This is a genomic window from Streptomyces sp. NPDC059897, from assembly GCF_042730865.1.
Taxonomy (GTDB): domain Bacteria; phylum Actinomycetota; class Actinomycetes; order Streptomycetales; family Streptomycetaceae; genus Streptomyces.
On record NZ_JBHWKQ010000044.1, the window covers coordinates 46173 to 65996 of the forward strand.

The 19824-nt window shown below is 70.9% G+C and carries 18 protein-coding genes and 1 pseudogene; 10 read left to right on the top strand and 9 right to left on the bottom strand.

Annotated elements, in window-relative coordinates; genetic code table 11:
• Window positions 1-8: 8 nt before the first annotated feature.
• Window positions 9-3137, bottom strand: coding sequence for an alpha-N-acetylglucosaminidase (locus ACFV9W_RS32810; RefSeq protein WP_385768498.1), 3129 nt, complete (start codon window positions 3135-3137; stop codon window positions 9-11).
• A gap of 72 nt (window positions 3138-3209) precedes the next feature.
• On the opposite strand from ACFV9W_RS32810, the gene ACFV9W_RS32815 reads away from it, so the two are divergent.
• A complete protein-coding gene (locus tag ACFV9W_RS32815; RefSeq protein WP_385768501.1) occupies window positions 3210-3644 on the top strand; it encodes a hypothetical protein in 435 nt (144 codons plus the stop codon).
• Between the two features lie 61 nt (window positions 3645-3705).
• Here the strand turns inward: ACFV9W_RS32815 and ACFV9W_RS32820 are convergent, their stop codons facing one another.
• From ACFV9W_RS32820 to ACFV9W_RS32835, 4 genes and pseudogenes are all read right to left on the bottom strand, one after another.
• Window positions 3706-5226: a DUF1996 domain-containing protein gene (locus ACFV9W_RS32820; RefSeq protein ID WP_385768504.1), complete on the bottom strand. Its 1521-nt coding sequence runs from the start codon at window positions 5224-5226 to the stop codon at window positions 3706-3708.
• Between the two features lie 55 nt (window positions 5227-5281).
• Window positions 5282-5575, bottom strand: a pseudogene (locus ACFV9W_RS32825) (winged helix-turn-helix domain-containing protein); the annotation flags it as partial.
• Between the two features lie 338 nt (window positions 5576-5913).
• Window positions 5914-6945 (bottom strand): glutamine synthetase, encoded by a 1032-nt coding sequence (gene glnII, locus ACFV9W_RS32830; RefSeq protein ID WP_385768507.1) that lies wholly within the window; start codon window positions 6943-6945, stop codon window positions 5914-5916.
• 151 nt (window positions 6946-7096) lie between these two features.
• A complete protein-coding gene (locus tag ACFV9W_RS32835) occupies window positions 7097-7753 on the bottom strand; it encodes a hypothetical protein (protein WP_385768510.1) in 657 nt (218 codons plus the stop codon).
• Window positions 7754-7899: 146 nt separating this feature from the next.
• On the opposite strand from ACFV9W_RS32835, the gene ACFV9W_RS32840 reads away from it, so the two are divergent.
• Window positions 7900-8724 carry an alpha/beta fold hydrolase gene (locus ACFV9W_RS32840; protein ID WP_385768513.1) on the top strand — a complete coding sequence of 275 codons (825 nt, stop codon included), beginning with the start codon at window positions 7900-7902 and terminating at the stop codon, window positions 8722-8724.
• Window positions 8725-8728: 4 nt separating this feature from the next.
• Here ACFV9W_RS32840 and ACFV9W_RS32845 read toward each other — a convergent pair whose 3' ends face one another.
• Window positions 8729-9091, bottom strand: coding sequence for an arsenate reductase family protein (locus tag ACFV9W_RS32845; RefSeq protein ID WP_385768515.1), 363 nt, complete (start codon window positions 9089-9091; stop codon window positions 8729-8731).
• A gap of 137 nt (window positions 9092-9228) precedes the next feature.
• On the opposite strand from ACFV9W_RS32845, the gene ACFV9W_RS32850 reads away from it, so the two are divergent.
• Complete coding sequence (locus tag ACFV9W_RS32850; RefSeq protein ID WP_385768518.1) at window positions 9229-9510, top strand: hypothetical protein; 282 nt, start codon at window positions 9229-9231, stop codon at window positions 9508-9510.
• Here ACFV9W_RS32850 and ACFV9W_RS32855 read toward each other — a convergent pair whose 3' ends face one another.
• Window positions 9511-10719, bottom strand: coding sequence for a winged helix DNA-binding domain-containing protein (locus tag ACFV9W_RS32855; RefSeq protein ID WP_385768521.1), 1209 nt, complete (start codon window positions 10717-10719; stop codon window positions 9511-9513).
• Window positions 10720-10846: 127 nt separating this feature from the next.
• Between ACFV9W_RS32855 and ACFV9W_RS32860 the strand changes: the two genes are divergently transcribed.
• Genes ACFV9W_RS32860 through ACFV9W_RS32885 form a run of 6 tightly spaced genes read left to right on the top strand, consistent with a single transcriptional unit; the run spans window position 10847 to window position 16871 of the window.
• Entirely contained in the window at window positions 10847-11344 is a 498-nt protein-coding gene (locus ACFV9W_RS32860; RefSeq protein ID WP_385768524.1) for a hypothetical protein, read from the top strand.
• Between the two features lie 17 nt (window positions 11345-11361).
• Window positions 11362-12708, top strand: a complete 1347-nt coding sequence (locus tag ACFV9W_RS32865; RefSeq protein ID WP_385768527.1) for a DUF2252 domain-containing protein — start codon at window positions 11362-11364, stop codon at window positions 12706-12708.
• Between the two features lie 57 nt (window positions 12709-12765).
• A complete protein-coding gene (locus ACFV9W_RS32870; protein WP_385768530.1) occupies window positions 12766-13374 on the top strand; it encodes a chemotaxis protein CheB in 609 nt (202 codons plus the stop codon).
• Window positions 13375-13385: 11 nt separating this feature from the next.
• Entirely contained in the window at window positions 13386-15257 is a 1872-nt protein-coding gene (locus ACFV9W_RS32875; protein ID WP_385768533.1) for a CheR family methyltransferase, read from the top strand.
• A 27-nt stretch (window positions 15258-15284) separates the two neighbouring features.
• Complete coding sequence (locus ACFV9W_RS32880) at window positions 15285-16133, top strand: GAF and ANTAR domain-containing protein (RefSeq protein ID WP_385768536.1); 849 nt, start codon at window positions 15285-15287, stop codon at window positions 16131-16133.
• 12 nt (window positions 16134-16145) lie between these two features.
• Complete coding sequence (locus ACFV9W_RS32885) at window positions 16146-16871, top strand: GAF and ANTAR domain-containing protein (protein ID WP_385768538.1); 726 nt, start codon at window positions 16146-16148, stop codon at window positions 16869-16871.
• Window positions 16872-16945: 74 nt separating this feature from the next.
• Here the strand turns inward: ACFV9W_RS32885 and ACFV9W_RS32890 are convergent, their stop codons facing one another.
• Window positions 16946-17458, bottom strand: coding sequence for a DUF1269 domain-containing protein (locus tag ACFV9W_RS32890; RefSeq protein WP_385768541.1), 513 nt, complete (start codon window positions 17456-17458; stop codon window positions 16946-16948).
• 170 nt (window positions 17459-17628) lie between these two features.
• Window positions 17629-19038 (bottom strand): type I glutamate--ammonia ligase, encoded by a 1410-nt coding sequence (glnA, locus tag ACFV9W_RS32895; RefSeq protein ID WP_385768544.1) that lies wholly within the window; start codon window positions 19036-19038, stop codon window positions 17629-17631.
• Window positions 19039-19237: 199 nt separating this feature from the next.
• Here glnA and ACFV9W_RS32900 point away from each other — a divergent pair, with 199 nt between their 5' ends.
• The gene (locus tag ACFV9W_RS32900; protein ID WP_385768546.1) at window positions 19238-19705 is read left to right on the top strand and encodes an RDD family protein; all 468 of its coding nucleotides are present in this window, start codon (window positions 19238-19240) and stop codon (window positions 19703-19705) included.
• Window positions 19706-19824: the final 119 nt, after the last annotated feature.

Here is a 19824-nt window from a genome sequence, read left to right on the forward strand (position 1 = left end):
GGACCGGGTCAGCTCAGCTTCCACCCGCTGAACTCCACCGTGCCCCGCGTCCCGTTCCCGCCGTTCGTCGCGCTCATGAACATGCCCACGCCCTGCGCCGAGGCGAGCCGCGGCGACGGCACGGTCGCGACGGTCCGCCAGGTGGCGCCGTCGTCCGTCGAGCACTCCCCGGTGTACGAGTCGCCCGCCCGGGAAAGCCGCAGCAGCACCGGCGCCTTGATCCCGGTGATCCGCTTGTACGTGTCGAGGGTGCCGTCCCCGGTGGAGTCGTAGGAGAGGACGACGCCGTTGGCGGGCGTGACCGCCAGGTTCGCGAAGCCCAGGGAACCCGAGCCGCCGATGGAGTTGCTCACCATGATCCCGGCGCGCGCCCACGGGCCCGTCGCCGCCTGCGCGTCCACCCGCACCACCGCCACCGAACCGTCCCGGAACGCGTTCGCCCGGTACAGCGCCCCGAACTCGGCGGTGCCCCTCCACAGGTCGGCGCCGCCGCCGTCGATCGCGAACCGCTCGTCGAGCTGCCCGAAGACCGCCGCGTTGTTGCTGTAGGTCCGCCAGCCCTCGGCCACCGGACCGGCCTCGAACAGGGTGCCCTTATGGACGTACGTGATCCGCTCCTCGCCGGCCGGACCGTACTGGACGTCGATCGTGTACGGGAGCGGGCGCAGCGGCTTGTCCAGCGGGGTGCCCGGCGCGCTCGCCCGCCACGTGACCGCGCCCTCGCCGGCCGGCGGCACACTCGGCAGTGCGGTGGCGCCCTCGGGCTCGGCGGTGATGCCCTTGAGGTCGAAGTCGACGCGGCCCGTCGCGCGCAGCCCGTTGACGTTGCGGAACGTGGCCGTCACGCGCGCGTGCCCGCCCGGCGGGAAGGCGGGCGGCTCCGCGGTGACCTTCACCGAGCCCTGGTAGGGGGCGCGTGCGAGGACGTCGCGCGCCTTCGACGCCGTCCGGTACGGGTCGCCGTACGCCCGCAGCGGGTAGTCCTTGCGCTCGCGCGTCCAGGGTTCCTCGAAGGCGAACCAGTCGACCTTCGCGGGCTCGCGGCCCGCGGCGAGCGCGTCGGACAGCTCGTCGAGCCACTTCTGCCAGCGCGGCAGGTAGAAGTCGGCGATCAGGCCGTGCCAGTCGCGGTTGGCGTACTCGTGGAGATTGCCCGGGTCGGACGTCGCCCGGTCGCCCCACACAGTGATCAGCGCCTTCGCGCAGCGCTCGAACTCGGCGCGCTCGGCGTCGTTCGTGGCGAGCTCGCGGGCGTCCTGGATCCACGGGCCGAGCAGGAACGCCGCGTTGGTGCCCGTCACGTCGTCCGACAGCCGCATCAGCCGCAGCCACAGCGTCGACAGCGCCTTGAACGTGGCTTGATCCTTGTCGTTGTACGCCGCCTTCAGCTGCGGCAGGAGCTGGCGGCTGCGGTGCGCGAGGGCCTGCCGCGCCACGTCCACCAGGTCGTACTTGTAGGCAGCGCTGCGCCTCAGCTTCCCGTCCACGTTCAGGAGCCCGGCGAGCGCCGCGTCGAAGCGGGCCGGGTCGTAGGTGAGGGCGCGCGGCCCGTAGTAGGAGGCGCGGTCGGCCGACAGGTCGGGGCGGGCCGCGAAGAGCGAGTCGTGCGGGTCCGAGCGTTCCGTCGCCCTGTGCTGGTAGGCCGTCTCCTGCAACGCCTGCCAGGCGGCGCGGGCGTCCTTGTCGCGGCGCCCGTAGCGGAAGTCGGCGTATGAGGTGAACCAGGCGGAGCGGTCCAACGTGCCGTCCATCCACGCGAGTTCGGACCACAGCTCGAACGCCGCCGGGTCCCGGTCGGTGCCCTCCGGCAGATACGCCGTCCCGGCGAGCGCGCTGTCCGGCTTGTCGCGCCACGCGAAGAACTTCTGCTCCCAGATGTGCGCGCGGGCCCCGATCGTCGTACGCCCGCCGAAGTTGGGGATCGTCCCGAACGCGTACGGGGTGCCGCCCCAGTCCCGCTCGCGGTCCGTGACCGAGGTGAACCGGTCGGACACCCCGTCCACGATCAGCATCTTCTTCTTGTCGATCGCGTCGATCAGCTCGGGCAGCGGGTTCGCCTCCCAGCCGAGGATCACCCACGTCGCCCCTGGCCGGTTCTTCTGGAGCGCCGCCTCGACGCCGCGCGCCGCGTCCGGGACCGGCACGTCACCGGCCGTGCCGCCCTCGTGCAGCAGGTCCATCTTGAAGGCGCCGATCTCGCCGAACAGGTCCTTCTGGTGCCCGTAGAACGCCTTCGCGACCTGCGCGAAGGAGTCGGTGCGCGGGTCGAGCCAGTCGGGGCGCTCGAAGCCGTGCCAGATGCCCTGCGGCACGACGTGCGCGTCCCCGCCGTTGCGCGCCACGAACCCCTTCGGCACGTGCCCGTAATAGCCGGGCATGACCGGCCGCATGCCGAGCGCACGCAGCCGGTCGGCGATTCTTCGACCCAACTCCGCGCGTCTTCCGATGAGTTCGGTCGACAGCGGGCCCCCGTACGAGGAGAGGTTCTGCAGCAGCCACCACGGCTGGTGGGACGGGGCGGGCAGCCAGGCCCTGGACTCCTCGTCGCTGTAGCCGAAGTCCTTCAGGAGGCGGTGGTAGACGGCCTCCATGCCCGCGATGACGAGGACCTCGTTGCAGCCGTGCAGCGCGAGGATGTCGATCTCGCGCTCCCAGTAAGACCAGTCGGCGAAGGGTGCCGTATAGCCGTCGTTCGTGTCGTTGAGCGCGAAGCGGTGGGGGAGCGGGGTGCTGCGCTCCAGGGTCTTCGAGGGGGCCGGGAGGCGCTCGGGCAGGTCCAGCTGGGAGCCGTTCCAGGCGATGTGCGCCCCGCACTCGTACTTCAGATAGCAGTGGACCCCGGCGAGCAGCGTCGCCGGGGTCGTCGCGTACACCGTGATGCGGCCCTGCGTCCCGGTCACCCGGAAACGGTCCTCCGTGCCGCTCGCGGCCTGCAGTCTGAGCCGGAACTGGTCCGCGTGGTGCGGCAGTTGACGGTTGAGCGCCGCGCGCGCCTCAGCCGTATCAAGAACGGGCACTTCCCTCGCGGCGATCGACGGCGGGGCCGCCTGAGCGGCCGGGGCGCCGGTCCCCAGGGCCGTGCCGAGACCGATGGCGGCCGTCGTGCCGAGAACAGTGCGTCGCGATGGTGCGGACATACGTGTACCCCCCTTGCGTCGCGGTTGGTGCGGCGCACGGTAGCAACGGAACGTACGGGACAGGAGAGCGCAATGCGGAAAAAGCTGGTGGTGGCGGCCGTACTGCTCGCGGCGGCGACCGGATGCGGCCCGGACGGCCCCGACGGGGCGCGGAAGGACGACACGCCGAAGATCCCCCGTACGGCCTCCGGGAGCCTGGAGCACCTCGCGAAGGAGGCGGGCTGCCGCCCCGACATCCAGACCGACGCGGCCGACATCCGCCAGGCCAACTGCGGTGAGGGCGGCGGGCGTTACATCCTCGCCACCTTCAGTACCGACAAGGGCCAGGCCGCGTGGTTCGACCAGGCCAACGACTACGGCGGCGCCTACCTCGTCGGACCCAGGTGGATCGCGGTCGGCGGCGCCGCACAGCTCACGAAGCTGCGCGGCCGGCTCGGCGGAACCCTGGAGAGGCCCGCCCCGCACCACTCGGGGAGCAGTGGTGGTGGGGGTCACGAGGCGAGGTAGCTCTCCGGGCACGAAGGTCTCCGCCGAGCCGGCCGCGCAGCGGCCGGGAAGGGGCGATCGCTCAGGTGCAGCGATCGCCCTTGTTGATGCAGTCCACGACCTTCCGCATGGTCTGGTCGTCGAAGACGTTGATGAAGTCGTCATGATCCGTGATCGGCTTGTGCAGCTGCTCGGGGAAGCCGTCCACCGCGAACGGGTTCTGTACCTGACCGTTCTCGATCGTCGGCGTCTGCACGTCGTACACCAGGCGCATCTTCAGCTGCGGGATGGCCTTGAAATTCTGCGGGCAGTTGCCGGCCTGGTCGGCGAATGCCACGTGTGTGCGATGGTTTGCGCTGTCGATGTTCTGCCCGTCCCAGCAACTCTGGAACGCGAAGCTGCGCACGACCTTCGAACCGTCGGGGCACAACGGGTACTTGTCCGTCAACTGCCGGTCCTCGAAGCCGGTGCAGCTCCAGTGCGCGTTGGCGTTCGCCGTGCCGTTGGTGAAGGCCTTGGCGTCGCCGGTGATGATGCGCAGGAACCTCGGCATCGCGACGACGTCGCTCTGCGGGCTCCCGACGAACTTGATGCTCGCCTTCTCGGCCCGGAGGATCTTGCCCACGTTGCCCTCCTTGCCGCCGCCGTCCTTGTCGGCGTCGAAGTCCTCCGAGCCGTCCTGCACGCGCAGCACCGGCCAGTAGTACGTCGACCTGTCGCCCTGGTTCTGGCAGGTGGTGTCGGCGTTCGCGAGGTCGTCGTTGCTGGAGAAGGCGTCGTTGTCCTGGTTGCCCACGTAGTCGTGCAGGTGGTGCGCGCCGTTGCTGACGCCGGGCGCCACGATGATGTTGTCGGTGTTGAACTTCTTGTTGTCGTTCACGCCGCAGCGGGAGGTGAAGGTGCCGGTGGAGGCGTTGTCGCCGTTCTCGGGCTTCTGGACGTTGGGCTGGACCTTGGTGATGTCGGCGAAGTCCGCGGCGACGGGGCCGTTGCCGGCCTGCCCGCCGTTGCCCTGCTGCTGATCGCCGCCGCCCTGGTCGCCGCCGTCCTGGTCGCCACCGCCGTCCTGGTTTCCGTCCGACTCGGGGGGCTGCTGCTCGCCCGCCTGCTCGCCCTCCTTCGGCTGGGCGGTGCACTCGGCCATGTCGTTCATGCCGTCGGGGGCCTGGCCGCCGCGGCGCTCCATCTCCAGGCGGATGCGCTCGAGGATGGCGCCCCGGTTCTTCTTCAGCGGGTCCATGATGCTGTTCTCCACGAACTGCGGATCCCGCGCGGCCGCGTCCCGCGTCGAGGCGAGCCGCTTGTAGGCCTGAGTGATCTGGCTGTCCAGGGTGGCGAGTTCACCGTCGACCTCGTCGCGAGCGCCGTCCGGAACGTCGGACAGTTCGGTGCCGACGTCCGGGCAGTCGATGGTGGCCACTTGTTGCGTCTGCTGTGTCTGTTGCGTCCCGCTGCCCGCGGCCTGCCCGTCGGCGGAGTCCTCGTGGGCCGACGCGTACACGTTGACCGCGACCAGCCCACCTCCGCCCAGGAGCAGTGCGGCCGACGCGATGGTCATGCGCGTCGCCAGCGATGAGCGCCGTTTCCGTGAGGTGCGTCCCATGGGACTACGTACGCAACGGGGGCCGACCCTGTTCAATCGGCCCCCGGATTTCACCTCAACCGGTGGTGGGCGGCGTGTACTTGTAGCCGACGCGGCGCACCGTACGGATGGTGTCCCGGTGCTCGGCGCCGAGCTTCCTGCGCAGCCGGGCGACGTGCACGTCGACGGTGCGGCCGTCGCCCACGTGCCCGTATCCCCACACGGTGTGGACGAGGGCGTCGCGGGTGTGCACCCGGTGCGGGTGCCCCACGAGATGGGCGAGCAGCTCGAACTCCAGGTACGTGAGGTCGAGTTGGCGGCCCGCGACGTGCACCGTGCGGCAGGCGGTGTCGACGGAGATGAGCGGGTCGGTCAGCAGGGCAGAGGTCATGGTCGGCTCTTTCGCGCGAGGGAACGTCGGGGAGGAGGACGTAGGTCGTGCGCGCGGACCGAAGGCCGTGACGGTCGGGTCGACGGCTTTAGAGGGCCCGCGCGTTCCTCACGCGGCGACACTCACGGTCGAAGTCGTGGTGCTGCCGGGACGGCCAGAACGGCTCGAGGTCGTGTCGACGACCCCACGAGCTGCTGTTCCGGTCAAGGCTGGCCATGCCTTCATTGAAACAGATGCGTCACGCAAACGAGAGGGCGCCCACACAATGTGGACACCCTCCCGAAGCGGTTGGCCGGATCAGGACCCGGCCGGCGCCGTCAGACCTGGCCGGCCTTCTCCAGGGCGGAGCAGCAGGTGTCGACGAGCAGCCGCGTCACGACGTACGGGTCGACGTTGGCGTTCGGGCGGCGGTCCTCGATGTAGCCCTTGCGGTCCCGCTCGACCTGCCACGGGATGCGGACCGAGGCGCCGCGGTCGGAGACGCCGTACTTGTACTCGTCCCACGGGGCGGTCTCGTGCAGACCGGTGAGGCGGTCGTCGATGCCGGCGCCGTAGTTCTTCACGTGGTCGAGCGGCTTCGAGCCCTCGCCGAGCGACTCGCACGCGGTGATGATCGCGTCGTAGCCCTCGCGCATCGCCTTCGTGGAGAAGTTGGTGTGCGCGCCCGCGCCGTTCCAGTCGCCCTTGACCGGCTTCGGGTCGAGGGTCGCGGAGATGTTGAAGTCCTCGGCGGTGCGGTAGAGCAGCCAGCGGGCGATCCACAGCTGGTCGGAGACGGCCAGCGGGCCCACGGGGCCGACCTGGAACTCCCACTGGCCGGGCATGACCTCGGCGTTGATGCCGGAGATGGCGAGGCCCGCCTTCAGGCAGTTGTCCAGGTGGGCCTCGACGACGTCACGGCCGTGGATCTCGTCGGTGCCGACGCCGCAGTAGTAGCCGCCCTGGGCGGCGGGGAAGCCGCCGACCGGGAAGCCGAGCGGGCGGTCGCCCTCGAAGAAGGTGTACTCCTGCTCGATGCCGAAGATCGGCTCCTGCGCGCCGAACTTCTCCTCGGCCTCGGCGAGCGCGGCACGCGTGTTGGAGTGGTGCGGCGTCATGTCGATGTTCAGGACCTCGCACATGACGAGGATGTCGTCACCGCCGCGGATCGGGTCCGGGTACTGGGCGACCGGCTTGAGCACGAGGTCGGAGGCGTGGCCCTCGGCCTGGTTGGTGGACGAGCCGTCGAAGCCCCAGAGGGGGAGCGTGTCCAGGCCCTGCGGGGAGCCCGCCATGACCTTCGTCTTCGAACGCAGCTTGGCCGTCGGCTGGGTGCCGTCGATCCATATGTACTCAGCCTTGAAGGTCACGGGGCCACATCCTCATTCACGCGGGTCTCGAACTACCGGGAGCCTGTCACCAGGGGATTTCCCGGCCGTTGCCCGTTTGTGAACCCCGTGTTACCTGCGTGGCGCGGGGCGGGATGTGGCCCGTGGGCCGTATGCGATCCGGCCTCGTCCGCTAGTCGGCCTGCTCGACGCGGGCGTTGCGGATCAGGAACTTGCCGGGTTCCCTCACCTGCTCGAACGCGGCGTTGTTGAGCAGCACGCAGGAACCGGACGTGGAGGTGACCTCGACGGTCGTGGACTTGTCGTTGTCGAGATTGGTCACCTTCAGCTTCGTGCCCGCCGGGAACTGGTCACTGGACGCGGCCGGGGCCCCGCCCTCCCCGGAGAGCGTCACCTGCTGCCCGGCACAGACCTGCTCACCGGAGGCGTCGGAGGCAGGGGCGGATGCGGAGGCCTGGCCGGAGGTGGCCGGTGCGGAGGCGTCGGCCGGCGGGGTGCTCGCGTCCGCGGCGGACCCGGCCCCCGCCCCCGTATCGCACCCGGAGGCCGCCTGTTTCCGTTTGATCTCCGCGATCACCGCTTCGCGGTTGGCGATCCGGGCCTCGGACTGGGCGTCGGGGTTCGCCTGCTGCCCGTCGATGAACTTCTGGTTGTTGGCGAGCGCGGTGGTCAGCCCGTCGCACACGGCCGAGCCCTGCCCGCCGCCCTGGTCGACCTGCGCCGCGTTGCCCGACGCCGCCAGGGCGAACGCCCCGCCGCCCGCGACCACCGCCGCGGCCGCCGTGAGGGCGAGCCGCTTCCCCGGGCCAAGAGTTCTCCTGCGTGACATGCGCGCCTCCTGTCGTGAGATGCACGTTGTTGCGCACGCCGTTACGTACGAGCGCCCGAACCGGAACACTCAACGACCGCTTCGGATGCTCAAGTAACGTGTCTCACACGGGAGTTGGTGACGCGAAGCGAGGGGGCGCGGCGACGATGGCACCGGAACGGGCGTTCTTCGAGGCGTACGACAAGGTCATGGCCAAGTGGCCAGAGTCGACCGCGCACCTGGACGTCCCCACCCCGTACGGCTCCACGCACGTCCACGCCCTGGGCCCGGCCGACGCCCCGCCCCTGCTGCTGCTCCCGGGCGGCGGCGCGAGCAGCGCAGGCTGGTACGCGAACGTGGCGGCGCTCGCGCAGTCGCGCCGGGTGTACGCGCCCGACCTCATCGGCGAGCCGGGCCGCAGTGTCGCAGCCCCCGGCCGCCCGGTCCGTACGGTCGCCGATCTGTCCGGCTGGCTGGACGCGCTGCTGGCCGGTCTCGATGTCACCGCGCCCGTCGACCTGTGCGGCCACTCGTACGGCGCCTGGATCGCGCTCCACTGTGCGCTGCGGGATCCGGGGCGCGTCGGAGCGCTCACCCTGCTCGACCCCACCCGCTGCTACGCCGGGCTGCGGGCCGGATACCTGGCGCACGCCCTGCCGACGCTGCTGCGGCCCGCCCCGCACCGGACCCGGCGGTTCCTCGTGTGGGAGGCGGGCGGGGCCGCGCTCGACGGCGACTGGCTCGCGCTGCAGGAGGCCGCCGCGGGCTTCCCCTCGGCGCGGCCCGTGACCGGGCGGATCCCGGAACGGGGCGCGCTGCGGACGCTGGGCGAGACGGTGCGGGTACGGGTCGTGCTCGCGGGGGAGAGCCGGGCGCACGGCGTGCGGCGCGTGGCGGAGCGGGCCGGCCCGGGAACGGTCACCGTCCCGGGCCTCTCGCACCACGCGATGCCGCTCCAACTCGGCGCCGGGCTGGCCGAGTTGGTGGCATAGGGGCCTATTTGCGGCCGATGGCGTCCCGTACCGCTTCCTCGCTGCGGCCCACGACCGCCGTGCCGTCCTCGGCCGTGATGATCGGGCGCTGGATCAGCTTCGGGTGGGCGGCGAGCGCCTCGATCCACTGCTCGCGGCTGTCCGCGTCGCGCGCCCAGTCCTTCAGGCCGAGCTCCTTCGCGTCGGCCTCCTGGGTGCGGGTGATGTCCCACGGTTCGAGGCCGAGCCGGCCGAGCACGGCGCGGATCTCGTCGGGCGCGGGCACGTCCTCCAGGTAGCGGCGCACCGTGTAGTCGGCGCCCTCCGCGTCGAGCAGGGTGAGCGCGCTGCGGCACTTCGAGCAGGCCGGGTTGATCCAGATCTCCATGGGGTCAACGGTACGCGAGTGAAGCCGTGCGGCGGCCCTCAAGTCGGCTCTGGCCAGCGGCTTTTGTCAGTGGTCGGCAGTAGAATAGAAGCAGTGTTCGAGGGCTACGGGGGCCCTTGGACGTCCGCGACAGGAGGATGCCTGTGCCCGCTGCCGCCGCTCCGATGCTGATCGATCTGCCGTACACGCCACTCGCCAAGAGGCCGCTCCCCCCGGGGCGCCCCCGCGACTGGTACATCACCCACAACCGCCGCCTGAAGGCCATGCGCCTGGCGATAGCCCTGCTCGACTCCGGCGTCTACCTCCCCACTCAGGCCCACAACCGCAGGATCCGCGCGACCGCCGACCTCGTCGGCATCCATCCGCCGTCCGACACGACGTGTCACATGGTGCGGGCGCTGATGCGGTACAGCCGGTAGTCAGCGCGCAGCTGCCAGCTCCTTCTCCAGGGGCGTGCGGAAACGGGGCGTGACCCGGGTGCCGTCCAGCCAGGACGACAGCCGGGCCGCCTCCGCGGCGACCGCCCGTTCCGCCTTCCGGCCGCCGGACCCGTCCAGAAACCGCCACACCACCTCGCCACCCGCCCCCTGCCCCCACCCACCCACGATCCGCCCGCCCCACCACACCGTCGGGCCGATGTTCCCGCTGCGGTCGAAGAGCGCGGGGCGCAGGTCCGGCGGGAAGTACCAGTCCCGCTCCTGCCAGCCCATCGACGTAGGGTCGAGGCCCGGAAGGAGCGCCGCCCACGGCTCCAAGTCGCCCTCCGGCGGCTCCACTTGGTCCGGTGTCACGTACCCCGTGCCGCCGCCGTCCAGCGACACCGCCACCGCCCCCACCGCGGCGAGCGCCCTGCGCACGTCCGTGACCTTCCACCCCGTCCACCACTTGAGGTCCGCCTCCGTGGCCGGGCCGCACGCCCCCAGCCACCGCCCGAGCAGCTCCGCCTGCGCCCCGGCGACCGGCAGCTCCGGATGCGGCGGCGCCACCGCCCACCGGAACTGCGAGGACGTCCACGAGCCGAGCGGCCTGCCCCGTACGACCCGCCCCTCCACCCCGAGCACCCGCATGAGCCGCGACGACACCGTCTGCTCCGCCTCGTAGCTCTTGCCGCGGCCGTACGTGAACTGCTCCCGCAACCGCGGCTCGTCCGCCACGAGTTCGCTCACCGTGGCCTCCCCGCGCCGCCCGAGCGCGGCCAGCGCCGAGGCCTCCACCTCCGTCAGCCACTCGGGCGTGAGGCGCCCGTCGCTCCCGGCCGCGATGTCCTTGAGGAGCCCGGCCCGCGCCTTCGCCGCCACCGCGAGCCCGGTCGACGCGTGCACCGTCGCCGCCAGCTCCGCCGGGAACGTGAACACGGTGTGCCGCATGCCGTGCATCCGCACCAGCGTCCGGTCCTCGTACAGCGCGCGCCCGACGTCCGCGACGGTCCCGGAGGCGTCCGCGAGCCGCGCCCCCACCGCCAGGTACACCGTCGCCGGATCGGTGCCGTGCAGCGCGACGAGCGAGCGCGCGACGTCCTCGGCGCGGTCCGCGCGCACCGCGGGGGAGAGGCGGTGCGCGAGCGCGAGCCGTGCGCGCCGCTCCTCGTCACCGATGTGCCGCACGGTCCCTGTGCTCTTGGTGTTCATGCGGCACATCCTGCCCGCCGCCGTGCCGCGAAGGTCACCTGTTTGCCCCCCTTGGCATGCGCACCGGCCCTGCCCCACCGTTGACTTGAGCGACCTGGAGTGTGGTGGTCGAGCGGAGGTGTCGGCGATGGCGGACGGACGACGAGGCGCACGAGGCGTACGGGCGGTGGGTGCGGCCCTGTGCGCGGCGGCCCTGACCGTGGCCGCGGCGGGCTGCTCCGACGACGGCGACAACCCTTCCAGCGCGGCGTCGAAGGCCGCGTCCGCCGCCTCCTCGGCAGCGTCCAGGGCCTCGGACGTCGTGGCGTCGGCCACCGCGGAGGCGCAGCAGAAGTTCGACGACTTCAAGGACGGCGTCGACGCCAAGGGCGACGTGAAGCTCGGCGACGTGAAGACCGAGGGCAACCGCACCACGGTGCCCGTCACCGTCGACAACGGCACGTCGGACACCAAGTCGTACGCCGTCCAGGTCAGCTTCAAGAACGGCGACGACAAGCTGGTCGACACCGTCGTGCTCAATGTGGACGACGTGCGGGGCGGCGAATCCAAGGACGCCACCGCCCGCAGCACCCACTCCCTCGGCGACGGCGTCACCGCCGAGGTCTCCCGCGCCCTGCGCCACTGACCCGCGGGGCGCCCGCCATGAGCAGCCCCGCCGAACGCGCCGCCCTGGGCCGCCGGGCCCGCAAGCACAGCCCCCGCTCCTCGCACGGCCCGTGGATCCCGTCCGCCGACCGCCCCGACCCCGTCGTGACCCTGGAACGGCAGGGTGCCGACCGGCTCCGCGACCTGCTGCCCATCCGCTACGGGCGGATGGCGGAGAGCCCCTTCGCCTTCCTGCGCGGCGCCGCCGCCGTGATGGCAGGCGACCTCGCGGCGACACCCCACACCGGGCTCACCGTCCAGCTCTGCGGCGACGCCCACCTGCTGAACTTCGGCCTGTTCGCCGCGCCCGACCGCGCCCTGCTCTTCGACCTCAACGACTTCGACGAGACGTACCCGGGGCCCTTCGAATGGGACGTCAAACGCCTCGCCGCGTCCATAGCCGTCGCCGCCCGCGACAACGGCCACTCCGACAAGCAGGCGCACCGCGCCGCCCTCACCTCCGTCGCCGCGTACCGCACCAACATGCGCCGCCTGGCCTCCCTCGGTGAGCTGACCGTCTGGTACGAGCGCATCGACGCCCACGCGCTGCTCCCGCTCATCCGCTCCACCCGGCACCGCCGCCGCGCCGAGCAGACCCTCAACCAGGCCACCCGGCGCACCAGCCTGCACGCCCTCGGCAAGCTCACGGAGACCACCCCCGACGGCCGCCGCCGCATCGCCCACGACCCGCCGCTCCTCGAACCCGCCGGGGTCTCCGACGCCGCCGCCGTCCGCAAGATGTTCGGCGACTACCGCTCCACGCTCGCCGAGGAACGCCGCCGCCTGCTCGACCGCTACCGCTTCGTCGACGCGGCCCGCAAGGTCGTCGGCGTCGGCAGCGTCGGCACCCGCTGCTTCATCGTGCTGCTCGCCGGGCGCGACGCCGACGACCCGCTGTTCCTCCAGATCAAGGAGGCCACCCGGTCCGTCGTCGAGGACCACATCCCGAACCACGGCCCGTACATCCACCCCGGCCACCGCGTCGTCTCCGGCCAGCGCCTGCTCCAGGCGGCGGGCGACATCTTCCTCGGCTGGATGACCGGGCCGCAGGGCCGCTCCTTCTACTGGCGCCAGCTGCGCGACATGAAGGGCTCCGCCGACGTCACCGTCATGCCGCCCGACGAACTCCTCGCCTACGCCGGGCTGTGCGGCACCGCCCTCGCCCGCGCCCACGCCCGCTCGGGCGACCGGGTCGCCATCGCCGCCTACCTCGGCGGCAAGGACGGCTTCGACCGGGCGGTCGCCGCGTTCGCGCTGCACTACGCCGACCAGACCGCGCGGGATCACGCGGAGCTGCGGGGCGCGATATCGGCCGGAGTGCTGACGGCGGCCCCCGGGGTGTGACGGCCGGCCGCCGGGCATCCGTAGCCGCGCGCCCGCCGGGCGTCTAGGGTCGGAGCTGTGCCGTCACCGATCAGTGCCGACCGTACGGACGACAGCTTCAGCGTCGTCGCCCTCGCCGCGTCCGCGGGCGGCCTCCATGCCCTCGTCACCGTCCTCGGCGGGCTCCAGGCCGACCTGCCCGTGCCCGTCCTCGTCGTCCAGCACCTGGACCCGCGCCACCGCACCGTCCTCGCGGACATCCTCGACCGCCGTACCGTTCTGCGCGTCAAGCTCGCCGAAGAGAGCGAGCCGGCCCTGCCGGGCACCGTCTACATCGCGCCGCCGGACCGCCATCTCCTCGTGCGCCCGGACGGCACCCTCAGCCTCTCCCAGAGCGAACTGGTCCACTTCCTGCGCCCCTCCGCCGACCTGCTCTTCGAATCCGTCGCGGGCGCCTACGGGCCCCGCGCCATCGCCGTAGTCCTGACCGGCACGGGCAACGACGGGGCCATGGGTGTCGACGCCGTGAAGTCCCGCGGCGGTACCGTGATCGCCCAGGATCCGCACACGGCGGAGTTCCGGGGCATGCCGGAGGCGGCGGAGGGTACGGGCACAGTGGACTTCGTGCTGCCGCTGAATGAAATCCCCACGGTGATCCGTGGACTGGTCGACACCAAGATGCAGTAGGTAGGACAGCGATGAGCGAGGCACGGCGTGACGTGGAGACGGACGAGGAGCTGGAGGAGCTGCTCGGCTTCCTGCGGGACGCCCGCGGCTTCGACTTCACCGGCTACAAGCGTTCGTCCCTGGGGCGCCGCATCCGCAAGCGCATGGGCGACGTCGGCATCGACTCGTACGCCGACTACCGCGACCAGCTGGAGACGAACGCCGATGAATTCAGCGCCCTCTTCAACACCATCCTGATCAACGTCACCTCCATCTTCCGCGACACGGACGCCTGGACGTACCTGCAGCGCGAGGTGATCCCCGAGGTACTGGCCGAGCACGGCCAGGAGGAAGAGATCAGGGTGTGGAGCGCCGGCTGCTCCAGCGGCGAGGAGGCGTACTCGCTGGCCATCATGTTCGCCGAGGCCCTCGGCATCGAGGAGACCCTCAACCGCGTCAAGATCTACGGCACCGACGTCGACGACGAGGCCCTGCGCGACGCACGTTCCGGCCTCTATCCGGCCAAGACCCTGGAACCGCTCTCCGACGCCCTGCGGGAGAAGTACTTCGAACAGAACGGGGCACGGTACAGCTTCCGTCCCGACCTGCGCCGCCGCGTCATCTTCGGCCGCCACGACATCACCCGTGACGCCCCCATCTCCCGCCTCGACCTGCTGGTCTGCCGCAACGCCCTGATGTACTTCAACGTCGAGGCGCAGACCCAGATCATCGACCGGTTCCACTTCGCGCTGCGCGAGGGCGGGTTCCTCTTCCTCGGCAAGGCCGAGATGCTGCTCAACGACGCCGACCGCTTCGACGTCGTCAGCATGCGCCAGCGCATCTTCCGCCGCCGTCCGGGCGACTCCGCGGCCCCCTACCAGCCCGCCCCGGTGAAGCTGCGCTCGAACCTGGGCGGCGAGATGCAGCACATGGCCCGCAACCGCCAGTTGCGCGACCTGATCCTCGACGCCTCGCCCGGCGCCGCCCTCGCCGTGGACGCCGAGGGCATCGTCGTCCTCATCAACAACCACGCGCGCGTGCAGTTCGCCCTCACCACGAACGACATCGGCCGCCCCTTCCAGGACCTCGAGGTCTCCTACCGGCCCGTCGAGCTGCGTTCGCTGATCGACCAGGCCACGCACGAGCGCCGCACCCTGCGGGTCAACGGGGCGGAGCGCCGGGTGGGCGAGGACGTCCAGTACTTCGACATCGTCGTCCAGCCGCTGGTCGGTACCGGGGGCCTGCCGGCCGCCACCCACATCACGTTCAACGACGTGACGGTGGCCACCCAGCTCAAGGCCGAGGTCAAGCGCGTACGCGAGGACCTGGAGACGGCCTACGAGGAACTCCAGTCGACGAACGAGGAGTTGGAGACCACGAACGAGGAACTCCAGTCCTCCATCGAGGAACTGGAAACGACGAACGAGGAACTCCAGTCGACGAACGAGGAGTTGGAGACCACGAACGAGGAACTCCAGTCCGGCAACGAGGAACTGGAGACGATGAACGAGGAGATGCGGATCCGCAGCGACGAGCTCGACGAGACCCGCGCCTTCCTGGAGGGGGTGCTCGCCTCCATCGCGGCCGCCATCGTCGTCCTCGACAAGGACCTCAGGGTCAAGAGCTGGAACCGGGGCGCGACCGACCTGTGGGGGCTGCGCCAGGAAGAAGTGGACGACCGGCCCTTCTTCGACCTCGACTTCGGGCTGCCCACCCAGCCGCTGCGGGAGGTCGTGGAGGACTGCGTCAAAACCCGCAACCGGGGCAACCCGGTGGTGGTCGCCGCCGTCAACCGTCTCGGCCGCCGCATCAACTGCACCGTGAACTGCAGCCCCTTCGACGGACACCGCGGCGGTGTCGTGCTGCTGATGGAGGAGGGCGGTCGGAGCAACGGAGCTTCCTGATCCGCTCCCTGGGCGTAGGCTGAGGGCATGACCCTCGGGGGGAGCTCGGTGGAACAGGCCGCCGCCGTCTGGCGGCGAGCGGCCCGCGCCCGTGAGCGCGCCGACCGAGAGCTGAGCCTCGTCGACAAGTACGAGCGTCTGGCCCGAGAGGGCGGCGGTGACCTGCACGTCCGTCTGACGCACATCCACCGGACGAGCGCCAGTCGGCACGAGTTGACCGCCCAGCTCCTCGAGTCCCATGCCCGACGCGCCGCCCGCTGGGCGGACACAGGAGGGCGGCCCCCGCTGTTCATGACGGGGGTCGCGGAGGCCTGCGGGAGCGCGAGCGCGGGCGTCACCCTCGTCGACGTGGAGCGGAACCAGATCGCGACGGCCTCGTCCGACGAGCCCTCACGTGCCGCGCAGGACCTGGAGTACGTCCTCGGCGAGGGCCCGGCGCGCGACGCGGTGCGGGGCCGCTGCGCGGTCGTCGCCTCGGGGGCCGTGCTGACGGACCGCTGGCCCGGCTACGGTCCCGCTGCCGAAGGGCTCGGAATCGGCCACGTCGTCTCCGTACCCCTGCAGTCCGCCGACAGCTGTATCGGCGCTCTGTCCGCCTTCGACACGCGCGTGGACGCCATGTCCGCCACCGCTGTCGCCCAGGTCGCCGACTCCTTGACCCGCAACGTTTTCCTCGGCACGGACGCGGTACCCGGTCTGTTCGGAGGTATCGATTACCGCGCCGAGGTCCACCAGGCCGCGGGCATGGTGGCCGTCCAGCTCGGCTGCCGCATTCCGGACGCACTGGAACTGGTCAAAGTCCGCGCCTTCGTGGACGGTCGTCCCCTCGGTGACATCGCGCAAGATATCGTCCAAGGACGACTCCGACTCGGGTGAGAGGTCTCCACCGTGACACTGCGAGAGCAGGAAGTCGCAGCGGTATTCGCCGAGTTGACAGGCGGTGCTGCCCGCGACCCCCAGGACACCCGGACCCTGCTGGCCACCCTGGCCGAGGGCGCCCGGCGGCTGTTCCACGCGCGCGGAGCGAAAGTGGCGTACGTGCCCGGCGGCCGTTCGCCGCTCCTCACCGAGGGCACCGATTCCTCGCTCGGTGCCCTGGCGGCCGATGCCGCCCGCTGGGAGGAGGGCGCCGGTTACGACGCCCGTACGACGGGCTGCGCCCTCGTGGACGTCGATGTGACGGCGCGCTCCGCGCAGCTGCGCTGGCCGCGCTGGTCCGCGCGCGCCACGGCCCTCGGCTTCGGCCGGGCCACCGCGCTTCCGTTGCGCGGCAGGAAGGAGGAGATCGGTGCGCTGGTCCTCTTCACCGCCGCCGAGAAGCCGCTGGACGAGGAGGCGCTCGCCGTGGTCCGGCTCCTCACCGAGGTCGCGGGGCACACCCTCACCCTCCAGCGTGAACTGAGCGAGACACAGGTCCTCGCGGGCCAGTTGGAGCACGCGCTGTCGAGCCGGGTCGTCGTGGAGCAGGCCAAGGGCATCCTCGCCGCCCGCACCGGCCAGACCCTGGACGAGGCCTTCGCGAGACTGCGGGGCTACGCGCGTTCCCACCAGCGCAAGCTCGCGGACGTGGCCCGCGAGGTCACCGAGGGCCGCGGCGAACTCATCGCCAAGTAGCCCCACCCGCACACACGACGACGGCCGCCCGGGTCCCTCGGACCGGGGCGGCCGCCCTCCTGCGACTGCGGCGCCTACGCCGAGGCCTGGGCCTTCGCCTGCCCCTCCTGCAGCATCTCGCGCAGCGCCTCCTCGTCGTCGTTGCTCAGCGACGTCTGCACCAGCTGACCGCCGTACTGGGCGATCTCCGGCACGACCTTGTCGCGGGCAGCCTGCTTGACGAGGACGAACAGCGCGGCGGCGCCGGGCCGCAGGTTCTGGCTGAGTTCCTTCATGAAGTTGTCGTTGATCCCGGTGTCCGTGACGGCCCCGCCCGCGGCACCCGCGGCGGCGCCCACGGCGGCCCCCAGGAACGGTACGAGGAAGAGCATGCCGATGACGCCTCCCCACAGCGCGCCGCCCGTGGCGCCCATCGTGGTGTGGTTCACCGCCTGGTGCAGCTTGATCTTCCCGTCGGACTCCCGGCGCTCGACGACGACGATGTCCTCGAGCTCGACGAGGTGCTCCTTGGACATCTCCAGGAGCCTGTTGCGGACCTGGTCGGCGGTGGCGAGGTCGTTATAGGCGACGACGAACAGATTGCTCATGACGGCACTCCTCCGAGGCTTGTCAGCGTGTGCGACTTGCCCGAGTTTAGGGCGGTTGGCCGTATTCCGCCCGGCGAGCCTCACACGCCCCTGACACGGCCGAGGGCCCGGCCTCCCTTGCGGGGAGACCGGGCCCTCGGCGACGAGCGCGTCCGGAGGTACGGGACGGCTTAGAGGTCGAAGTACAGCTCGAACTCGTGCGGGTGCGGGCGCAGCTGGATCGGGGCGATCTCGTTCGTGCGCTTGTAGTCGATCCACGTCTCGATCAGGTCGGACGTGAAGACGCCGCCGGCCTGCAGGTACTCGTTGTCCGCCTCCAGGGCGTCGAGGACCGCGGGCAGGGAGGTCGGGACCTGCTGGACGTTGGCGTGCTCCTCGGGAGCCAGCTCGTACAGGTCCTTGTCGATCGGCTCGGCCGGCTCGATCTTGTTCTTGACGCCGTCGAGGCCCGCCATGAGCAGCGCCGAGAAGGCGAGGTACGGGTTCGAGGACGGGTCGGGCGCGCGGAACTCGACGCGCTTGGCCTTCGGGTTCGAGCCCGTGATCGGGATGCGCATCGCGGCGGAGCGGTTGCGCTGCGAGTACACCATGTTGACCGGCGCCTCGAAGCCCGGGACCAGGCGGTGGTACGAGTTCACCGTCGGGTTGGTGAAGGCGAGCAGCGACGGGGCGTGCTTGAGGATGCCGCCGATGTAGTAGCGGGCGGTGTCCGAGAGGCCCGCGTAGCCCTGCTCGTCGTAGAAGAGGGGCTCGCCACCGGACCACAGGGACTGGTGGACGTGCATGCCCGAGCCGTTGTCACCGAAGATCGGCTTCGGCATGAAGGTCGCGGTCTTGCCGTTGCGCCAGGCGACGTTCTTCACGATGTACTTGAAGAGCATCAGGTCGTCGGCCGCGGCGAGCAGCGTGTTGAACTTGTAGTTGATCTCCGCCTGACCGGCCGTGCCCACCTCGTGGTGCTGGCGCTCGACCTGGAGGCCCTGCTTGTCCAGCTCGAGGGAGATCTCGGCGCGCAGGTCGGCGAAGTGGTCGACCGGCGGGGTCGGGAAGTAGCCGCCCTTGTAGCGGACCTTGTAGCCGCGGTTGTTCTCCTCGGAGCCGGTGTTCCAGGCGCCGGCCTCGGAGTCGATCTCGTAGACCGAGCGGTTCGCGGAGGTCTCGAAGCGCACCGAGTCGAAGACGTAGAACTCGGCCTCGGGACCGAAGAACGCGGTGTCGGCGATGCCGGTGGAGGCGAGGTACGCCTCGGCCTTCTTCGCCACGTTGCGCGGGTCACGGGAGTACTGCTCGCCCGTGATCGGGTCGTGGATGAAGAAGTTGACGTTCAGCGTCTTGTCGCGGCGGAAGGGGTCCACGCGGGCGGTGGAGAGGTCCGCGCGCAGCGCCATGTCGGACTCGTGGATGGCCTGGAAGCCGCGGATCGACGAGCCGTCGAAGGCCAGCTCCTCCGTGGGGTCGAACGCCGCAGCCGGTACCGTGAAGTGCTGCATCACACCCGGCAGGTCGCAGAAGCGAACGTCAACGAACTTGACGTCCTCGTCCGCGAGGAATTTCTTGGCGTCATCGGCGTTCTGGAACATCCAACTCCTCCTACTCCCACCCAGGGAGGGGCGGGGTTGCAGCTCTTGGCAGCTCGATCGCGCGACCGGTGCGGTGGCACACGCTGGGACCTGACGATATGCAGGCGTGATTTCTCAAGCATGACCCATTTGTTTCGCCCAAGTTAACCGGAGCGGGGGTCAGGGCCGCATCAGGAGAGCGGCGCAGTACCGTTGACGCGTGGACAACAGGGAAGCAATGGGATCGTGGCTGTCCGGGCCTCGTGAGGCCATGGAACAGGCGGGCGCCGACTTCGGCTACCGCGGTGAACAGCTCGGTCTGCCCGAGCACGGACCCGGCTCCATCGCGCGCCCCGGACGCCGCATCGGAGCCCTCGTCGTCGACTGGGCGCTGTGCATGCTGATCGCATACGGCCTGGTCACGCGCGGTTACGAGCAGGCGACGGGGAACTGGGCGCTGCTCATCTTCTTCGTCCTCAGCGTGCTCACGGTCGGCACCATCGGCTGCACGCCCGGCAAGCGCCTCTTCGGCCTGCGGGTCGTCTCCGAGGCCGGCGGGCGCATCGGTTTCGGCCGGGTGCTGGCCCGCTCGGTGCTGCTGTGCGTCGCCGTCCCGGCGCTGATCTGGGACCGCGACGGCCGCGGCCTGCACGACCGGGTCGCGAAGGCGGTCCAGGTCCGCGTCTAGGGGCGCGGGGAACTGCGCGAACCGGACCACCGGCGACACGCGAGCCGCACCGCGATCAGCACGGGCACCAGCCCACGCGGGAATGTAGAGAGGCGGGCCGGAACCTGATGGTTCCGGCC